The organism is Micromonospora reichwaldensis, assembly GCF_031845925.1.
Lineage (GTDB): Bacteria > Actinomycetota > Actinomycetes > Mycobacteriales > Micromonosporaceae > Micromonospora > Micromonospora reichwaldensis.
The window spans coordinates 82,791-100,855 of record NZ_JAVRFL010000025.1; the positions used below are offsets into that span (position 1 = coordinate 82,791).

Here is an 18,065-nt window from a genome sequence, read left to right on the forward strand (position 1 = left end):
GGCTTCAGGCACCTACCGGAAGGCTGATGCGATCGTGTTCGTCGCGTGGAGAGATCTACGGTTCGCCAAGGGCCGCTTCGCCCTGATGGGAACGGTCGTGACGCTGATGACGCTGCTGGTGGTCCTGCTGTCCGGGCTGACCGCCGGACTGGGACGCGGCAGCACCTCGGCGATCAGCGACCTGCCCGCCGACCACCTCGTGTTCTCCGCCCCGGCCGACGGGCAGAAGCTCTCGTTCACCGAATCCACCGTCAGCCGCGAGCAGTGGCTGCGCTGGCAGGACATCCCGGGGGTGAGCGCCGCCGCGCCGCTGGGAATCGCCACCGCCCGCGTCGACGCGGGCGAGCGCAGCGCCGCGCTGTCCGTGTTCGGCGTCCCGCCCGGCTCGGGCCTGGCACCCGCCACCCCCGCCACCGGACGGGCCGTGCTGTCGCGGGGCGCGGCCGACGTGCTGCACGCCCGGCCCGGACAGACCGTGTCCGTCGGCACACACCGCCTCACCGTCGACGCGGTGGCCGGCGACGCCTCCCACAGCCACACCCCGGTGATCTGGACCGACCTGCACGACTGGCAGGCCCTGGCCCCCGGCGCCGACGGCGACACCGCGACGGTCGTGGCGCTGCGCACCACCCGCGACGCCGACCTGGCCGCCGCCGACCGACACCTGCACACCCGTACGGTCACCCGCACGCAGGCGCTGTCCGCGATCGGCTCCTACACCGCCGAGAACGGGTCGCTGCAACTGATGCGCGGGATGCTGTTCGGGATCTCCGCCCTGGTCGTCGGCGCGTTCTTCACCGTGTGGACCATCCAGCGCGCCCCCGACGTCGCCGTGCTGAAGGCGCTCGGCGCCACCACCGGCCACCTGCTGCGCGACGCTCTCGGGCAGGCCCTGGTGCTGCTGCTCGCCGGCACCGCCGCCGGCACCGCGCTCGCGGTCGCGCTCGGCGCCGCGGCGGCCGGCACGGTGCCGTTCGCGCTCACCGCCGGATCGGTGCTGTTCCCGGCCGCCGTGACGATCGCGCTCGGTGCGGCCGGCGGTGCCCTGTCCATCCGCCGCATCACCTCCGTCGACCCGCTGATCGCCCTGGGGAGCGCCCGATGAGCCTCGCACTCGCCGACGTCACGCTGACCTACCCCGACGGCGACGCCCGGCTGACCGCGCTCGACCGGGTCAGCCTGTGCGTGCCGGCGGGCAGCACCACCGCCGTCATCGGCCCCTCCGGCTCCGGCAAGTCGAGCCTGCTGGCGGTGGCCGCCACCCTGATCACCCCCGACTCGGGAACGGTGCTCGTCGCCGGCACCGACACCGCGGGGCTCGGCCGCGCGGGCACGGCCGCGCTGCGGCGGGAGAAGATCGGAATCGTCTTCCAGCAGCCCAACCTCATCGCCTCGCTGACCGCCGCCGAACAGTTGCAGGTGATCGCCCACCTCGCCGGCGGTTCCCGCCGCGCCGGCCGCGCCCGCGCCGCCGAACTGCTGGCGGCGGTGGGGCTCACCGGCCAGGCCGCCCGTCGCCCGCACCAGCTCTCCGGCGGGCAGCGCCAGCGGGTCAACATCGCCCGCGCCCTCATGAACGATCCCGCGGTGCTGCTGGTCGACGAACCCACCAGCGCGCTGGACCACGAGCGCGGCGCGGCGATCGTCGAGCTGGTCACCGACCTCACCCGCCAGCGCGGCACCGCCACCGTCCTGGTCACCCACGACCGGGAGCACCTGCACCGTGTCGACGCGGTCGCCGAGATGATCGACGGCCGGCTGCACCTGCCGACCCCGGCCTGAGCGCCCGCTCCGCAGGTCCGGCGCTGCGCGGCGGCCCCCGGTGCGGCAGAGTGACACCGTTGGCCGGCGAGCGAGGAAGGGCGGTTGCGCGTGGAGGGTCCGACCGGTGTGGTGTTCCCGAAGACCGGGGCGGGACGCAGTACGTCCACGCTCGGGCGGGCGGTCGTCGCCGACGCCCTGCGCGCCGTCGATCCGGTCGGCGCGCGCTCCGCGGAACACGAGACCAACTGGCGCCACGGTTACCTCGGGCACTTCCGGCGGCTCGTCGAGGCCGGACTGCTCTCCCGCGAGGCCGCGGTGACGATCGCCCGCGACGGGCTCGCCTCGCTGCACCGCCGGATGGCCGTGGTCCACGCCGACGGCACCGAGACCAGCCTCGGCGAGGTGTTCGACGCGCCCACCGGGGCCGAGCCGCTGCACACGGCCACCGTCGCCGGCACCGGCGAGGTCGAGCGCAAGTTCTCCCTGCCGTACCGGGGCCGGCGGCTGCGCGGCGACGAGCTGCGCCGCCGGCTCGACGCGTGGGTGACCGCCGGCGTCGTCGAGCCCTCCTGCGCCGAGGCCGTACGCGCCGTCATGGCCAACCCGGACTGGCTCGACCTGCGCGACCAGCGCATCGTGGTACTCGGCGCGGGCGCGGAGATGGGCCCGCTGCCGTCCGTGCTGCGCTGGGGCGGCGACGTCGTCGCGGTCGACCTGCCGCGCCCGGAGATCTGGCGGCGCCTGCTGGACACGACGCGCCGTGGTGGCGGCCGGCTGCACCTGCCCGTCCCCGCCGGCACCGACCCCGACGACGGCGCGTTGGCCGCCCGGGCCGGCGCCGACCTGCTGCACAACCTTCCGCAGGTGGCCGACTGGCTGCTCGGCGTCGACGGCCGGCTCGTGCTGGGCAACTACGTCTACGCCGACGGCGCGACCAACGTCCGGGTGGCCACGGCGGTCGACGCGCTCACCCTCCGGTTGCAGGACCGCCGCGACGACGTGGCGCTCGCGTTCCTGGCCACCCCCACCGACGTCTTCGCCGTCCCCGGCGACGCGGTGCGCCACGCCGAACGCGGCTACGCGGCGCGCGGCGTCGTCCGCCGGTCGTTGCGGGTCGCCTCCGGCGGCAGGCTCCTGCACCGCAACTACCCGCCGGGCGTCGACCCGGGCGTCAACGACAGCCTCGTCCCCCAGCAGGGCCCCAACTACGCGCTGGCGAAGCGCCTGCAACGGTGGCGGGCGACGGTGGCCCGCGACGGCGGGGCGACGGTGTCGTTCACCGTCGCCCCGCCCACCCGCACCCGCTCGGTGCTGCGCAACCGGGCGCTGGCCGCCGCGTACGCCGGTGCGCACCGCTTCGGCATCGAGGTGTTCGACCCGGCGACCAGCAACACGCTGATGGCCGCGCTCCTGGTGCACCACCTGCGTACGGGCGCTCCGGCGCTGCCGCATCCGTGGCAGGACGAGGCGTACGGTGCCGCGCACGGTGGACTGTGGCGGGTGCCGTACGCCCCGCGCAGCGCCCTGGGCCTCGCCGTCCTGCTCGGACTCGGCGGCGCGCGGACCTGACCTGCCCCGGGGGCGGCCCGCTCAGCTCAGCTGGAGTCGGTCGGCCAGGTCGGCCCGGGTGAACGCGGCGACCACGTCGTCGCGCCCCTCGGTGAAGTGGGCCCAGCTGTCCACGTGCACCGGCACGACCCGCCGCGCGCCCAGGATGCGGGCGGCCTCGGCGGCCTGGGCGCCGTCGAGGGTCAGCAGCGCGCCGTCGAACATGGGGGTACGCACGGCCCCGGCGAACAGCACGGCGGTGTCGACCGGCCCGAAGCGCTCGGCGATCTGCCGCACCAGGTCCAGCGAGGCGTTGTCGCCGCTGACGTAGACCGTGGGCAGGTCGGCGGCGGTCAGGACGAACCCGACGACCTCGCCGGTGAGCGGCTCGCAGCCCTCCGGGCCGTGCCGGGCGGGCACGCCCGTCACGGTCACGGTGCCACCGCCGGGGCGCTCCAGCTCGACGGACTCCCACGGCGCCAGGCCCCGGGCGGTGCCGCCGAGGCGATCCGCGCCGCTGGGGGTCGTGACGGTCAGGGCGACGTCGGCCAGCAGGGCCCGACCGGCGTGGTCGAGGTTGTCGGGGTGCTGGTCGTGGGAGAGCAACACCGCGTCGACGGGGCCGAGGTCGGCCGCGCCGGCGGTGGCGGGGGCCGTCTTGGTGAGGACCATGCCGGGACCCAGCGGGTAGTCGCCGGGGGCGTCGAAGGTCGGGTCGGTCAGGAACCTGAGGCCGCCGTACTCGATGAGGGCGGTCGGGCCGCCGAAGACGCGGACGGGGACGGTCGTCGTGCTGGTGTCGGTCACCACTGTTCCTCACGGTTGGGGATTGGCTTTGCCGTGAGGAACGGTAATCGATTCTCACGGAGAAAGGCAAGATGTACCATGAGAACCGTGACGGAGTCCGCGACCACCGAGGCCACCGGCCCCGCCGTTCTGCTCCCGGCGCCGGGAGCCGAGCGGCACGTCGCGCTGGACTTTGCCAACAGCGCCCCGACGCTGCCCGGCGGCCAGTCCCTCGACCTCGTCGGCACCCCCGGGGCCGCAGCGCGGTGGCTGGCCGAACGCCACCTCGCCCCGCCCGAGGCGGAGCTGCGGGAGGTGTGCGCGCAGCGGTTGCGTGCGCTGCGCGCACAGATCCGAGCCCTGATCGCCTCCCGGATCGACGCGCGACCCGCCCCCGTCGGCGCCCTGCGCGCGGTGAACGACGCACTGACCACGGCTCCCGCCGCCGACCTGCTGCACTGGGATGAGGCGCGCGGCCTGTACCGCGCGCCGGCGCACCCCGTCACGCAGATCGTCGACCACGCCATGGCGGTCCTGGCGGCCGACGCGGCCGACCTGCTCAGCGGCCCCCACGCCGACCGCCTCGCCGCCTGCGGCTCCGCCCCCTGCACCCGCTACCTGCTGCGCACCCACGCCCGCCGGCACTGGTGCTCGGTCCGCTGCGGCGATCGCGCCCGCGCGGCCCGCGCCTACGCCCGCCGCACCCGCACCGAGGCGCCCTGACCCGGGCGGCCCTTCGGCGGCCCCCGCCGCTAAATGGAAGGCGACGCGCCGCGATGTCGCCTAGCCTCGCGAGGACACCCACCCGACACGAAGCGGAGATCGATCATGAGGACGTCCGGCGGTTTCCCCGGTTCCCTGTCCGTCTCCGCCGCCGGAAAGGCACTTCGTGTTCGGTCTGTTCGAAAACCCTGTTGATCCCTTCCCGGCCGGCGACGACCGCATCCCGGCCGCCGGCGCCCGGCGGTTCCTCCTGGAGGAGTTGCGACCGCTACGACCGGTCGTGACGGCGGCCGTCGCCACCACCGTCCTGGCCGCCGCGATCGAGGTGTGGCTCATCGGGTACGCCGGACGCCTCGTCGACACGCTCGCCGCCGCGAACCCGGACCGGCTCTGGGCCGACCACGGCACCGGGTTGCTCACCGTCGCCCTGTTCGTGCTGCTGGTCAGGCCGCTGATCCACCTCGTCGGCGAGGCGCTGGACGACATCGCGTTCCGCGCCAACGCCCGCCCCCTCGCCCGCTGGCGCGCACACCGGCACGTGTCCCGGCAGTCCGTCGGCTGGTTCCGCGACGACCTCGCCGGACGCATCGCCACCCTGGTACGCGACGGCGGCGATGCCGCCAGCACTGCCGCGTACTCGGTCGTGCACACGCTGGTGTTCGTGATCGTCTACATCGCCGGCTCGGTGTGGCTGATGTCCACGATCGACGTGCGCCTGCTGCTCCCGCTGGGGGCCTGGATACTGGCGTACGCGCTGCTCATGCGGTGGATCGTGCCGCGCTACCGGCGCGCGTCGGAACGCCTGCAGGACGCGGAGTCCGCGCTGACCGGCCTGCTCGTCGACTCGTACGGCAACGTCGACACGCTCGCGTTGCTCGGCGGCCAGGAGACCCGCATCGCGCACGACCGCCGGGTGTTCGCGCTGTCCAGGCGCGCACACCTGGACCTGCAGCGGGTCGAGGTGACGATCAACGGCGCCATGATGGCGCTCAGCAGCGCGCTGCTCGTCGGACTGGTCGGATACGGGATCGTGCTCTGGCGTACCGATGCCGCGCCCCTGGGTCTCGTCGCAGCCGCGCTGGCGCTCAGCTTCCGGATCACCGCGATGGCGGAGTGGCTCCTGGACGCCGTGTCGTCGCTGTTCGGGTCCGTCGGCGCGCTCCGGCGGGCCCTGCGGACCGTCGCGCAACCGCTCGCGGTCGCGGACAAACCCCGGGCGACCCAGCTGCGGGTACGGGGTGGGGCCATCACCTTCGCGCAGGTCAGCCACCACTACGGCCGCGGCGGGGGCGGGCTCGACCGGCTCAGCCTCGACGTCGCCGCCGGTGAGCGCGTCGGCATCGTCGGCAGGTCGGGTGCGGGCAAGTCCACGCTGGTCGGGCTGCTGCTGCGGTTCCACGACGCGGAGTCCGGCACGATCATGATCGACGGCACCGACATCACGGACGTGACGCAGGAGAGCCTGCGCGGCCAGATCGCCATGGTCGCCCAGGAGGCCACCCTGCTGCACCGCTCGATCCGGGAGAACATCGCCGGCCCCGACGCCGACGACGCACGGGTCGAGGCAGCGCTACGCCGGGCGTCCGCCGACCGGTTCGTCGCCGCGCTGACCGACGCGGACGGTCGCACCGGCCTGGACGCGCATGTCGGCGAACGGGGCGTACGCCTGTCCGGTGGCCAGCGGCAGCGGATCGCGCTGGCCCGCGCGTTCTACCGCAACGCGCCGATCCTGGTCCTGGACGAGGCCACGTCCGCGCTCGACTCCGAGGCGGAGGCCGCCATCCACGACACGCTCAACGAGGTGATGACCGGCCGTACGGTGATCGCGATCGCCCACCGGCTCTCCACCATCGCCCGGATGGACCGGATCGTGGTCCTCGACGCCGGCCGCATCGCCGAGCAGGGCACCCACGCCGAGCTGCTGGCACGCGGCGGGCTCTACGCGGAGCTGTGGTCGCGGCAGTCCGGCGGCTTCCTCGGCACGGCCGCGGTCAGTGCCGCAGCGGTCCCGTGACCTCGATCGGCTCCACGTGCCCGGTGAGCGGCGCGCGACGGTGCAACGCGAGCCCGACGTCGATGACGACGGACCGGTCCAGGGCGCCCACCCGCGTCAGGGGAATCCACCGCGCACCTTGGACATGTAACAACAACACTCCATAGCGTCGTTACACAATAACAGTCATTATGATGTGCGACCGGTTTGCCCGTTTCGCGACGACTCTTTACGGGTTTATCATTACCGGTAATCCAATAATCGGTCAGGAGGGTGCCCGTCTCGTCTCGGGTGGGCCGGGTCAGCCTTCGCGCGGTCGTCGGGAGAGCCGGCTGGGTGGGTGGGAGGGGATCGTCCATACTGGTCCGCCATGAACCTGGACGAGTACCAGCGCGGGGCCCTCCGTACGGCCGCCCCGCGTGACAAGAGGAACGAACTGCTCCACCTCGTGCTCGGACTGGTCGGCGAGTCCGGTGAGATCGCCGAGAAGTTCAAGAAGTGGGTCCGGGACCTCGACAGCGACGAGGAGCGCATCGACCGGGCCGACATCGCCAAGGAACTCGGTGACGTCCTCTGGTACGTGGCGGTGCTCGCCGACTACCTCGATCTGTCGTTGGACGACATCGCGACCGCCAACCTGGCCAAGCTGGCCAGCCGCCAGGGTCGTGGCGTGCTGGGTGGCAGCGGCGACAACCGCTGAACCGTGAGTTGACGTACCCCCTGGCTACCATGCTCCCCATGATCGAGGAACTGGTCCGGGCGGCCGGAGCCGGCGACGACGCCGCGCTCGAGGAACTGAGCGAGATCGCCGCCGCCGAGCCGGCACGCCTCACCGGACATCTGAGTCAGCTGCTCGACGCGGGCGTACTGTGGCCGCCGACCTTGTACCGCGGCGCGACCGGAGACGTGGTCCGCCGGATCATCGACGACGTCGACGCCGGCCAGTCCCCTCTCCGGCTCAACCATCTGTTGCGGATCCTCGCGCACACCGCCGACCCCCGCGCCGAGCAGGCCCTGCGGCGGTGGCAGGAGCAGCCGCCGGCCGGCGCGGACAAACTGCACGTAGGACCGCTGGCCTATGCCCGCGACGCTGGTTGGACGGTCGCCCCCGACGGCAGCCGCCGGGAGCTGTGCGCACCTTCGGCGTACCGGTTGGTCATGAACGAGGTGTCGCGGCCCGCCGGCGACCCCACCTGCCCGTGGTGTGCCTCCCCGCTGTGGACCATCGCCGACCTCGACACCGGCACCGCCGAGGTGGGTGAGGTTCTGGCCCACACCGGCTGGGCCGGCCGGCTGAGGATCGTGACCTGCCACCTCTGCGCCTGCTACACGACGCTGTACTGCCAGGTCACGCCCGACGGCGACGCCGTCTGGTGGGCGGGCAACAGCCGCCCGGACTACGCGCCGGTCACCACCGAGCCGGAGGACCCGCCGGCCGTGCTTCCGGCCGTCGGCCCCCGCCGGGACACGCCGTTCGAGGCCAGCGCGTGGAACGAGGGCGGCTCCACCCTGGGCGGCCGTCCCGACTGGATCCAGGACGCCGAACACGTCGACTGCCCCGCCTGCCAGCAGCCGATGGACTATCTCGGCCTGGTCGGCGGAGCCGACGTGGACTTCGGTGAGGGCGCCTACTACCTGCACCTGCACGCGCCCTGCGGCGTCGCGGCGGTGAACTACCAGCAGAGCTGACCGCAGCGCGCTCGCGGTGCCCCCTGCGGCCCGATCGGCGTCGGTACGGTGAGGTGATGACGACGGAACCCACGGTGCTGATCTCGGCAGACATGGAGGGCATCTCCGGGATCGTCCACCCGACGGAGACGAATCCGGGTGGCTACGACTACGAGCGCTGCCGCAGGCTGATGGCGGCCGAGGTGAACGCGGCCATCCTTGGCGTGCTCGGCCAGATCAAGCCCGGCTGACCCCGTCGCCCGTCAGCGGTGGTCGTTCTCCTTCAGCTCGATGACCCACGCGCGGCGCTCGGCGATCTTGCCGTCGCGCATGACGAACACCTCGGCCATCGACATGCGCATCTCCTCGCCGGTGTCGCGCCGCACCGAGCCGACGAGTTCCGCCATCACGGTGTCGCCCTGCTCCACCATGCGTACGATCTCCAGCCGGGGCGGCGGCACGAAGCCCGGCCCCTCGATCGCGGCGTCGTACGCCTCCTTGCCCCTGAGGTGGAAGGCGCCGAACACCGTCCACTCGATGTCGTCGGTGAGGCAGGACAGAATCTGCGCGTGGTCGTTCTTCCGGAAGCCGTCCAGGTAGGTCTCGACGGTCTGCGTGTTACGCGACATCGCGCGGTGTCCCCTCGTCTCGGCGAGCCTGCCCGACGGCAGACCTGCCGAAACTAACCCCGGGGTGTGACGGCCGGTGCGGGGGACGCGCCGGCCGCCACGAATCTCAGGACGAGCCCCGCCGGGACCGGTGGTTGGCGTGCTTGCGGGCGGCGAAGTCGTACGCCTCGGCCAGCAGTTGCCGCACCGCGTCCACGCTCGCCGCGCCGGGGTTCACGACGCACACCCAGTGTTGCCGGGCGTAGATCGGATGCGGCAGCACGGTGTCCGGCACCGTGTGGTCGACGTCCGGCCCGTGTCCCTGCGCAAACAGCGCCCCGTACGCCGAGCGGGTCAGCCCGACGTTGAGCCGCCACGCACCCGGCCTGCCCAGGTCGGAGGCGTCGTCGTAGTGGTCGCCGGTCACGATCGTCGCGAACGGCAGCTGTCGCTCGGCGGGCAGGTCGCGGCCGGGGTCGTAGATGTAGAAGGTGTCCCCGTTCGCCTCCAGTGCGTTCACCCCGTCGAAGGTCTCGCGGATGTACCGCTTCATGTCCCCAACGTCCATGCCTCAAGTTTTTCATTGAAGTGCTTCTTGAGGCTTACGCCGGTTTCCGGCCGCCGGTAGGCGGCGAACCCTCAAATCCGGGCACAACTCTGGTCGCACGCTTGCGGCCCACGACGATCGGAGGGGACTCCGCCCCGCGACCGGCTCCGGTCGCGGGGCGGAGTCGCCTGCCGTCAGCCGGTGCCGTCGAGAACGGGGATGAGCTGCTCCTCCTCGTACGTCAGATGGGCCTCCAGCTCGGTGCTGAGACGCTCGACCTCCCGGCGGGCCTCATCGGGGTCGGCGTCGGGATCGCCGACGACCTGCTGGAGGCGTGCGACGAGGGCCGCGATGCGGTCGTGCTCCTCGCGCAGCCGGGCCAGCGCCGGGGCGAGGTCCGGCCGTTGCCCCTCCAGGCCGGCGAACATGCCGTCGTCCTCGTTGCGGTGATGGTGGTGCAGGCCGTGGCAGAAGGTCAGGCAGTTCACCCGCAGCTGCGCGCCCAGTCCCGGGCCCGAGCGGGCCACCTCGTCGCGGATCAGCGCCAGTTCCCGGCGGAACGCGTCGTGGACGAGTTTGAGCGCCGCGCCCCAGGAGGCCGCCTCCGGCGGCCCGCCCGCCACCTGGTGCAACGCCACCACGGGGATCACCCGTGCCGTCTTCGCCTGGTACGCGGCCCAACCGGGGTCGGCCTCCACGGCCCGGGCGAAGATCTCGTCGCGTTCGGCGCCGGCCAGCACGACCGCGCGAGCCTGGTAGGTGAAGACCCCGTCCTCGACGGTGACGAGCGGGTCGGCGAGGAGGTTGCGGTACCAGTCCGGGTGTCTCGGGCCGCCACCGGCCGAGGCGATGACGAGGATGCGTTCGGTGTCGGGCAGGTAGCCGACCGGGGTGGTGTGCGGGGCGCCGGAACGGGCCCCGGTGGTGGTGAGCAGGATCAGCCGGGCCCCCTCGAAGGGACCCCCGACCCGGCCGTGGTTGGCGCGGAACTCGTCGATGATCTGCTGGTTGAAGTCGTTGGGCAATGCTCTGCTCTCTGCTCGGGCAGGAATGTGCGGCCACGATGGATCGCCCGCCCGGCGACCGGTGGCGGCGAGGATGCGGATACGCCGGCGGACGACCCGGCGTGGACGGTGGGAAGCGCGCTGCGGTGGACGTGGCGTCGACACCGGCAATCGCGGGGACGGCGGGCCACGGGCCCGCCCCCGGCTCACCTGACGGCCGGGTGCCCTGTCCGCTCGTGGCCCATGGCCGACCCGGCAGTCACGGATCCGACCGTAGTGCGGGTGGCGACGGCTGGCAAGCGTCATCCGGTTGCGGCAGCGGTGGTGCGCTGGCACGGTCGGGACATGCCCGAGCTGACCGGCGTCGACGTGGACCGCGCCGTGACCGAGATGACCGCCGTCTTCGGCCCGCACACCGGCCGGGACTGGACGGTGCCGGCCGGCGGGCTGGAGTGGAGTTGCTGGACCACCGCCGCGCACGTCGCGCACGACCTGCTGGCGTACGCCGGCCAGGTGAGCGGGCGACCCGACGACGGCTACCTGCCGTTCGACCTGGCCGTCTCCCCCGCTGCCGGCCCGGCCGAGGTGCTACGGGTCGTCGTCGCCTGCGGCGGCCTGCTGCGGGCGGCCGTCGACGCCGCCCCGCCGCGGGCGCGGGCCTGGCACTACGGGCCCTGCGACCCGGCGGGCTTCGCGGCGATGGGGGTGGCGGAGACGCTGCTGCACACCGACGACATCGCCCGCGGCCTCGGGGTGTCCTGGCAGCCGCCGCAGGCACTGAGCGCCGCCGTGGTGCGGCGGCTCTTTCCGGACGCGCCCGCCGGGCCCGCGCCGCAGGTGCTGCGGTGGCTGACCGGCCGTGGTGAACTGCCCGGGCGCCCCCGGCGCACGTCCTGGTCGTGGCGGGCGGCGGTGGACTGAGCGGGGCTACGCCACCCGGCGGCGCCAGGGCGGTCGCCAGCCCCGCCGGCGCGGCGCAGCCGCCGGGGGCGGGACCGGGATCGCGGCGGCGGTGATGGTCTTCCGCTCGGCCCGCCAGCGGCGGACCACCTCGTCGGCGTTGACCGGGCGCACCGCGACCCGGGGCCCGGTGGGCGTACGCAGCCAGGAGAGGATCTGGGCGTTGAGGTCGGCGACGAACGCGCGCACGGACTCCTCGGTCGGCAGGTCCCGCACCTCGTCCGGCACTTGTTCGATGCGGCGGCGCAGTTGCAGCGGCGTCGGCAGCAGCAGGTCGGTGGGGAGCTTCTCCCGCTCCAGGAAGCTCTTGATCCACCACGACTCGTCGTACGGCTGGCCGCGACCGGGGATCGGCTTGCCCATGCCCGGCAGGTCGTCGAACTCCCCCTGCTCCTGCGCCGCGCGGATGCGCGCCTCGACCGTCGCTTCCCAGCTGTCCACCTGCCGCCACCTCCCCCGGACCCCACGGTAACGCGGCCACCGCGTCGGGGCCGACGGAAGACGTCAGCGCCCCGCCCCGGCCGGGCATTCCCGGTCCGACCGGGCCCAGCGGGCGTGCCGGTGGCCGTCGCGGGGGAACGGCGGGCGGGCCGGCAGCACCTCCTGGAAGGAGTAGCCGGCCTTCTCCGCGACGCGGCAGGACGCGGGGTTGTCGATCTGGTGCAGCAGGTCCAGCCGCCGCAGGCCGGCGAACCGGGCGAACGCCCAGTCGGTGACCGCGCTCAGGGCGTGCGGGGCGACGCCCCTGCCCCGCGCGGGCGCGGCGGTCCAGTAGCCCACCTCGGCGTCCTCGCCGCCTTCGGTGACGTTCTTGAGGACCACCTGCGCCACCAGGTTCTCGCCGACCGGGTGCGGCTCCAGCACGGCGAAGCAGAACCGGTGGCCGTCGTCCCAGTCCCGGCGTGCCGCGGCCAGGAACCGGCGCGCCTCGGCGGTCGTGGTCACCGGCGCCCGGGTCCAGCGCAGCAGCACCGGGTCGCGGTACGCGGCGATCAGGGCGTCGGCGTCGTCGTCGCGCCAGGGACGCAGCAGGAGCTCCGGCAGGGTCGCGGTGGCGGGGGCGTGCAGCATCGGCCCAGTGTGCCGGTCGCCGTGTCGAGCGTGGGGGCGCGCGGCACGGCGGCACGGGTCGGTGGCGCGGCGGCGTACGGCGTAGGGTCAGCGCGAGCATCGGCAACGGGGGGAACCATGGTCGGTACGGGTGCACTGGTGGGCATCGCGCTGGTGGCGCTGGGGATGGTGTTGACCCCCGGGCCGAACATGGTCTATCTGGTGTCCCGGTCGGTGACGCAGGGCCGACGGGCGGGCCTGGTGTCGCTGCTGGGCGTCGCCGCCGGGTTCGGCATCTACCTGGCCGCTGCGGTCGCCGGCATCGCCACGGTGTTCGTGCTGGTGCCCGCCCTGTACACGGCGGTCAAGCTGGCCGGCGCGGCGTACCTGCTGTGGCTGGCCTGGCAGGCGCTGCGACCGGGCGGGCAGTCGCCGTTCGCGCCGGCGCCGCTGCCGCCGGACCCGGCCCGGCGGCTGTTCACCATGGGCCTGGTCACCAACCTGCTGAACCCCAAGATCGCGATCCTCTACGTGTCGCTGCTGCCGCAGTTCATCGACCCGGCCCGTGGCCACGTGGCGGCGCAGAGCCTGCTGCTGGGGCTGACCCAGATCGCGGTGGCGCTGACGGTGAACGCGCTGATCGTGCTCAGCGCCGGCGCGCTCGCCGGGTTCTTCGCCCGCCGGCCGCTGTGGCTGCGGGTGCAGCGGCTCGTGATGGGCACGGTGCTGGCGGGGCTGGCGGTGCGGATCGCCGCCGACCGGTCCCGCGCCGCCGTCGCCATGCCCTGACCGCGAGACCCACCCCTGACCAGCGAGCCCACCCCGGCAGAGCGCTACGCCGGGCGGACGACGGTGCCGGTCGCCCGGAGCACGGCCGTGCCCCCGGCGGGCAGGTGCACCTCCGTGGCGGCCGTCGCGCCGGTGAGCAGGTCGACCCCGGCCGCCGGGACCCGCTGCGGCCGGTCGGTGTGGTTGAGCAGGAACAGCCAGTTCGCCCCGGCGGCGCGTCGGCGGACCGCCTCGACCCCGGCCGGCGCCGCCGGGCAGACGGGTGTCGCGCCGGCTGCCCGCGCCGCCTGCGTCACCAGTCGGCGGTAGGTGGCGTCGTCGGGTCGGGTGGACAGGTACCAGGCCGTGCCGGCGTCGTTGCGGTGGCGGGTGACCGCCGGCAGCCCCGCGAGCGGGCCACCCGCGTACGAGGCCACCGGCTCCGCGCCGGCGAGGCGTACCGTCTCGGCCCAGAGGCGACCGGTCCCGCCGTCGGACAGGGGCACCGTCTCGCCGTCGGCGAGGGGATGGAACTCCTCGACCCGTACGCCCAGCACGTCGCGGAACGCCCCGGGGTGACCGCCGAGCCGGACGCGGGCGTGCTCGTCGGCGACCCCGCTGAGCCACGTCACCAGCAGGTGTCCGCCGCCGCGGACGTACCCGCACACCCAGTCGGCGGTGGCGTCGGAGGCCAGGTAGAGGGCGGGCAGCACCAGCAACCGGTACCCGTCGAGCCGGTCGCCGGGCAGCACGATGTCGGTGCCGAAGCCGGCGCGCCACAGCGCCCGGTGCGCCGCCGACACCTCGTCGCGGTGATTGAGTAGCGGCGACGGCATCCCCGGGTGGCCCAGGGCCCAGCCGCTGGCGGCGTCCCAGGCGATGGCGACGTCGGCGTCGACGGTGCCGTCGTCGACCTCCGAGATCCGCTCCAGCGTCGCGCCGAGGTCGACGGCCTCCCGGAACACGCGGGCGTCGGGGCCGGCGTGCGGCACCAGCGCGGAGTGGAAGCGTTCCGCCCCGCCGGCCGGGGCCCGCCACTGGAAGAACATCACCCCCCGTGAGCCGCGCGCGACGTGGGAGAGGCTGTGCCGGGCCATCCGGCCGGGTTCCTTGGCGTGCATCCGCCCGCCGCTGTGGATCTGGTTGGGGGCGCTCTCCATCAGTAGCCACCGTGCCGGGCGGCCGATGTCGCCGGTGCGCCGCCCGGCGCCGTGCCGTGCCCAGCCCCGGGCCAGGTCGGCGGCGAGGGCGGTCTGCTCCTCGGCGCCGCCGTCGGTGGCGTCCGGGTAGTGGTCGATCGCCACCAGGTCCACCTCGGCGGCCCAGCGGGCGTGGTCGACGGGCACCCAGTCGCCGAGGACGAAGTTGGTGGTGACCGGGACCGCCGGGTTGGCCGCGCGCAGCAGGTCGCGCTGTTCGGCGTACGCGGCGAGCAGGGTGTCGGACCAGAAGCGGCGGAAGTCCAGCAGGTGCCCCGGGTTGGCCAGGTACTGCGTGGCGCGCGGGGTGTCGACCTGCGCCCAGTCGGTGTAGTGCTGACTCCAGAAGCTGGTGGCCCAGGCGGCGTTGAGCGCGTCGAGGTCGCCGTGCCGGTCGGCCAGCCAGCGCCGGAACGCCCGGGCGGTGTGCGGGCAGTGGCAGGTGGTGCCGTACTCGTTGTGCACGTGCCACAGCGCGAGGGCCGGGTGGTGGGCGTAGCGGTCGGCGAGGGCGGCGGCGATGCGCCGGGCGGCGGCCCGGTAGGCGGGCGCGGCGGCGCAGTAGGTGTCCCGGCTGCCGTGGTGCAGTCGTACGCCGTCGGCGGTCACCGGCAGGGCGTCGGGGTGGGCCAGCGAGAACCAGGGCGGGGGCGACGCGGTCGGGGTGGCCAGGGCGACGGAGATGCCGTTGTCGTGCAGCAGGTCCAGCACCTGGTCCAGCCAGCCGAAGGTGTACCGGCCGGGCTCCGGTTCGAGTCGCGACCAGGCGAACACGCCGACGGTGACCAGGTTGACCCGGGCGCGGCGCATGAGGGCGACGTCCTCGCGCCACACCTCGGCCGGCCACTGTTCGGGGTTGTAGTCGCCGCCGTAGCGCAGCCCCGAGCCGTCACCCCACATCGTCCACCGCCAGTTTGTTGAGGGAGCATCCAAAATATTGACGGGATTTGCGCCCGTCAACGCCGATGCTTCGCCGATCGGACGCAGGTTGTCGTTGACAGTTAGTTGGGAAGGCAAAGAAACTGACGGAACCGCCGGAACCATCCTGGAGGAGACGCCGATGCCCTACCGACCGCCGTTGGTCCCGTACGAGACCTTCGTGGCCGACCCACCCGACCTGCCGGTGCGCGGCCCCGGCGAGGACGCGGCCGCCGTCGTCGGTCGGGCCGAGGTCGTCGCGACCGACGCGCACGGGGTGACGTTCAAGGCCGCCCTCTCCGACGGCGCGAGCATGGTGGTGCGCGTCGACGCCGCCGGCGAGGGGGTGATCCGGGTACGCCTGTCCGACGACCCGCAGGCCCGCAGCCGCTCCGCGCCGGCGCTGTCGCTGGTGCACCCCGGCACCCACCCGGCCACCGTCACCGTCGACGACACCCGCGTCCGGGTCGACGCCGGTGCCGTGGTCGCCGAGATCCGGCTGGACCCGTGGCACCTGCGCTTCCTCGGCCCGGACGGGCGGCTGCTGCTGGAGCAGGACCCGGGCACCCGCGACATCAGCGGCCGGCGGCGCACCCTGCCGTTCGGCCGCTCCACCGTCGACGGCGCGCCCGTCGCCTGGCACGAGAGCTTCGTGGCGCCCGGCGACGAACGCTTCGTCGGCTTCGGCGAGAAGTTCACCCCGCTGGACAAGCGGGGCCAGCGGCCGCTGATGTGGAACTTCGACGCCTTCGGCGGCGAGTCGGACCGCTCCCACAAGAACGTGCCGTTCTACCTCTCCGACCGGGGCTACGGGGTGCTGGTCGACAGCGGGCTGCCCGTGCAGTTCGACGTCTGCCAGTCCACCCACAGCAGCGTGCAGCTCCTCGTCCCCGACGACCTGCTCGACTACTACGTGCTGGCCGGCCCGACCCCGGCCGAGGTGCTCGACCGCTTCGACCGGCTCACCGGCCGGCCTTACCTGCCGCCGAAGTGGGCGTTCGGCGCCTGGGTCTCCTCCGGCTTCTTCCCCGACTCCCAGGAGCGGGTGCTCGAGCGTGCCCGCCTGCTGCGCGAGCGGGGCATCCCCTGCGACGTGCTGCACCTGGACTGCTACTGGCAGGTCGCCGGCCGCTGGTCGGACCTGCAATGGGACGCCGAGGCGTTCCCCGAGCCGACGCAGATGCTGCGGACCCTCGCGGGGCAGGGCTTCCGGGTCTGCCTCTGGATGAACCCGTACCTGATGACCGACAGCCCGCTCTACGCCGCGGCGGCCGGGGCCGGCTACTTCCTGCGCCGCGCCGACGGCAGCCCGTACGTCGCCGACGTCTGGCACGGCAGCCACCCGGCGAGCGCCATCGTGGACCTCACCAACCCGGCGGCTGTCGAGTGGTTCACCGGGCTGCTGCGGCCCCTGCTGGAGCAGGGGGTGGCGGTGTTCAAGACCGACTTCGCCGAGGGGGTGCCCGTCGACGCCGTCGCCCACAACGGGATGACCGGCGTCGAGCTGCACAACGTGTACGCGCTGCTGTTCAACGACGTGGTCGCGCAGGTGACCGAGGAGGTGACCGGGCACCGCACGGTGTGGGCCCGCTCGTCGTACCTGGGCGGGCAGCGGCACAGCGTCCAGTGGAGCGGCGACGTCAACGCCACCTGGCCGGGGCTGGCCAGCACCCTGCGCGGCGGGCTGTCGCACGGGCTGTCCGGTGTGCCGTTCTGGAGCCACGACACCGGCGGCTTCCACGGCACCCCGACGCCCGAGCTGTACGTGCGCTGGACCCAGTTCGGCGCGTTGTCGCCGCTGGTCCGCCTGCACGGCACCACCAGCCGGCTGCCGTGGGACTTCCCCGCCGACACCGAACGCGACGCGGTGGCCGCCCTGCGGCTGCGCTACCGGTTGATGCCGTACCTGTGGTCGGTGGCGGTGCGCTCGGCCGCCGACGGGACGCCGATGATGCGCGCGCTGCTGGTGGACACTCCCGACGACCCGACCGCCTGGACCACGGACCTGCAGTACCGCCTCGGCACCGACCTGCTCGTCGCCCCCGTCACGGACCCGTCCGGGCGGCGCGACGTCTACCTGCCGGTGGGCGACGACTGGATCGACGCCGCCACCGGCGAGCGGCACCCCGGCGGGCGGCACCTGCGGGTGCACGTGCCGCCGCACCGGCTGCCGCTCTACGTCCGCCACGGCGCGCTCGTGCCGGTGGTCGCGCCGGGCGACACGGTGGGTGACGGGCCGTTCCGCGACGTGACCCTGGTGAGCTGGGGCGGGGTCGACGCCCGTACGGTGCTGCACGACGTCGACGGCGACACGGTCGTCGAGGCGGCCCGCGACGGCGACACCCTGCGCGTGGACACCGACGGTCCGCTGCGGGTGACGCACGTCAGCGTCGCCGGCGCGGACCTGCCGGCCCGGCTGCTGCTCAACGGCGAGCCGGTGACCCCGGCGCCCTTCGACGGGTGGCTACCCGACCCGGCCTGACAACGAGCGGCGCCCGACCCGTCCGGGGTGGGGCGCCGCTCGGGGCC

18 protein-coding genes are annotated in these 18,065 nt (G+C 74.0%); 11 read left to right on the top strand and 7 right to left on the bottom strand.

Features of this window, described 5'->3' with window-relative positions; all coding sequences use genetic code 11:
* Nucleotides 1-106 precede the first annotated feature (106 nt).
* From RM555_RS20895 to RM555_RS20905, 3 genes are all read left to right on the top strand, one after another.
* Entirely contained in the window at nt 107-1,105 is a 999-nt protein-coding gene (locus tag RM555_RS20895; protein ID WP_311413338.1) for an ABC transporter permease, read from the top strand.
* Nucleotides 1,102-1,782 carry an ABC transporter ATP-binding protein gene (locus RM555_RS20900; protein WP_311413322.1) on the top strand — a complete coding sequence of 227 codons (681 nt, stop codon included), beginning with the start codon at nt 1,102-1,104 and terminating at the stop codon, nt 1,780-1,782. Before RM555_RS20895 ends, RM555_RS20900 begins: the two co-directional genes overlap by 4 nt.
* Before the next feature lie 90 nt (nt 1,783-1,872).
* Nucleotides 1,873-3,333: a hypothetical protein gene (locus RM555_RS20905; RefSeq protein ID WP_311413323.1), complete on the top strand. Its 1,461-nt coding sequence runs from the start codon at nt 1,873-1,875 to the stop codon at nt 3,331-3,333.
* Nucleotides 3,334-3,354: 21 nt separating this feature from the next.
* Here RM555_RS20905 and RM555_RS20910 read toward each other — a convergent pair whose 3' ends face one another.
* Nucleotides 3,355-4,122 (bottom strand): MBL fold metallo-hydrolase, encoded by a 768-nt coding sequence (locus RM555_RS20910; RefSeq protein WP_396888818.1) that lies wholly within the window; start codon nt 4,120-4,122, stop codon nt 3,355-3,357.
* A gap of 75 nt (nt 4,123-4,197) precedes the next feature.
* On the opposite strand from RM555_RS20910, the gene RM555_RS20915 reads away from it, so the two are divergent.
* From RM555_RS20915 to RM555_RS20935, 5 genes are all read left to right on the top strand, one after another.
* Entirely contained in the window at nt 4,198-4,821 is a 624-nt protein-coding gene (locus tag RM555_RS20915; RefSeq protein ID WP_311413325.1) for an ABATE domain-containing protein, read from the top strand.
* A gap of 166 nt (nt 4,822-4,987) precedes the next feature.
* Nucleotides 4,988-6,835 (top strand): ABC transporter ATP-binding protein, encoded by a 1,848-nt coding sequence (locus tag RM555_RS20920; protein ID WP_311413326.1) that lies wholly within the window; start codon nt 4,988-4,990, stop codon nt 6,833-6,835.
* A 349-nt stretch (nt 6,836-7,184) separates the two neighbouring features.
* Nucleotides 7,185-7,514, top strand: coding sequence for a nucleoside triphosphate pyrophosphohydrolase family protein (locus RM555_RS20925; protein WP_311413327.1), 330 nt, complete (start codon nt 7,185-7,187; stop codon nt 7,512-7,514).
* Between the two features lie 38 nt (nt 7,515-7,552).
* Nucleotides 7,553-8,503 carry a hypothetical protein gene (locus tag RM555_RS20930; protein WP_311413328.1) on the top strand — a complete coding sequence of 317 codons (951 nt, stop codon included), beginning with the start codon at nt 7,553-7,555 and terminating at the stop codon, nt 8,501-8,503.
* A gap of 56 nt (nt 8,504-8,559) precedes the next feature.
* Nucleotides 8,560-8,733, top strand: a complete 174-nt coding sequence (locus RM555_RS20935) for a M55 family metallopeptidase (RefSeq protein WP_311413329.1) — start codon at nt 8,560-8,562, stop codon at nt 8,731-8,733.
* Between the two features lie 12 nt (nt 8,734-8,745).
* Here the strand turns inward: RM555_RS20935 and RM555_RS20940 are convergent, their stop codons facing one another.
* The 3 genes from RM555_RS20940 to RM555_RS20950 form a co-directional block, all read right to left on the bottom strand.
* Nucleotides 8,746-9,111, bottom strand: a complete 366-nt coding sequence (locus RM555_RS20940; RefSeq protein WP_311413330.1) for a nuclear transport factor 2 family protein — start codon at nt 9,109-9,111, stop codon at nt 8,746-8,748.
* Between the two features lie 106 nt (nt 9,112-9,217).
* On the bottom strand, nt 9,218-9,658 hold the full coding sequence (locus RM555_RS20945; protein ID WP_311413331.1) for a DUF6194 family protein: 441 nt from the start codon (nt 9,656-9,658) through the stop codon (nt 9,218-9,220).
* Between the two features lie 173 nt (nt 9,659-9,831).
* Complete coding sequence (locus RM555_RS20950; RefSeq protein ID WP_311413332.1) at nt 9,832-10,662, bottom strand: nitroreductase/quinone reductase family protein; 831 nt, start codon at nt 10,660-10,662, stop codon at nt 9,832-9,834.
* Between the two features lie 324 nt (nt 10,663-10,986).
* Between RM555_RS20950 and RM555_RS20955 the strand changes: the two genes are divergently transcribed.
* Nucleotides 10,987-11,562 carry a maleylpyruvate isomerase N-terminal domain-containing protein gene (locus RM555_RS20955; protein WP_311413333.1) on the top strand — a complete coding sequence of 192 codons (576 nt, stop codon included), beginning with the start codon at nt 10,987-10,989 and terminating at the stop codon, nt 11,560-11,562.
* A gap of 6 nt (nt 11,563-11,568) precedes the next feature.
* On the opposite strand, the gene RM555_RS20960 is transcribed toward RM555_RS20955, so the two are convergent.
* Nucleotides 11,569-12,042 carry a DnaJ family domain-containing protein gene (locus tag RM555_RS20960; RefSeq protein WP_311413334.1) on the bottom strand — a complete coding sequence of 158 codons (474 nt, stop codon included), beginning with the start codon at nt 12,040-12,042 and terminating at the stop codon, nt 11,569-11,571.
* Nucleotides 12,043-12,105: 63 nt separating this feature from the next.
* Nucleotides 12,106-12,672: a GNAT family N-acetyltransferase gene (locus RM555_RS20965; RefSeq protein WP_311413335.1), complete on the bottom strand. Its 567-nt coding sequence runs from the start codon at nt 12,670-12,672 to the stop codon at nt 12,106-12,108.
* Between the two features lie 117 nt (nt 12,673-12,789).
* Between RM555_RS20965 and RM555_RS20970 the strand changes: the two genes are divergently transcribed.
* Nucleotides 12,790-13,440, top strand: a complete 651-nt coding sequence (locus tag RM555_RS20970; RefSeq protein ID WP_151453162.1) for a LysE family translocator — start codon at nt 12,790-12,792, stop codon at nt 13,438-13,440.
* Between the two features lie 44 nt (nt 13,441-13,484).
* On the opposite strand, the gene RM555_RS20975 is transcribed toward RM555_RS20970, so the two are convergent.
* Nucleotides 13,485-15,518 carry a beta-galactosidase gene (locus tag RM555_RS20975; protein ID WP_311413336.1) on the bottom strand — a complete coding sequence of 678 codons (2,034 nt, stop codon included), beginning with the start codon at nt 15,516-15,518 and terminating at the stop codon, nt 13,485-13,487.
* A gap of 160 nt (nt 15,519-15,678) precedes the next feature.
* On the opposite strand from RM555_RS20975, the gene RM555_RS20980 reads away from it, so the two are divergent.
* On the top strand, nt 15,679-18,018 hold the full coding sequence (locus RM555_RS20980; protein ID WP_311413337.1) for a TIM-barrel domain-containing protein: 2,340 nt from the start codon (nt 15,679-15,681) through the stop codon (nt 18,016-18,018).
* The last annotated feature ends 47 nt before the right edge of the window (nt 18,019-18,065 follow it).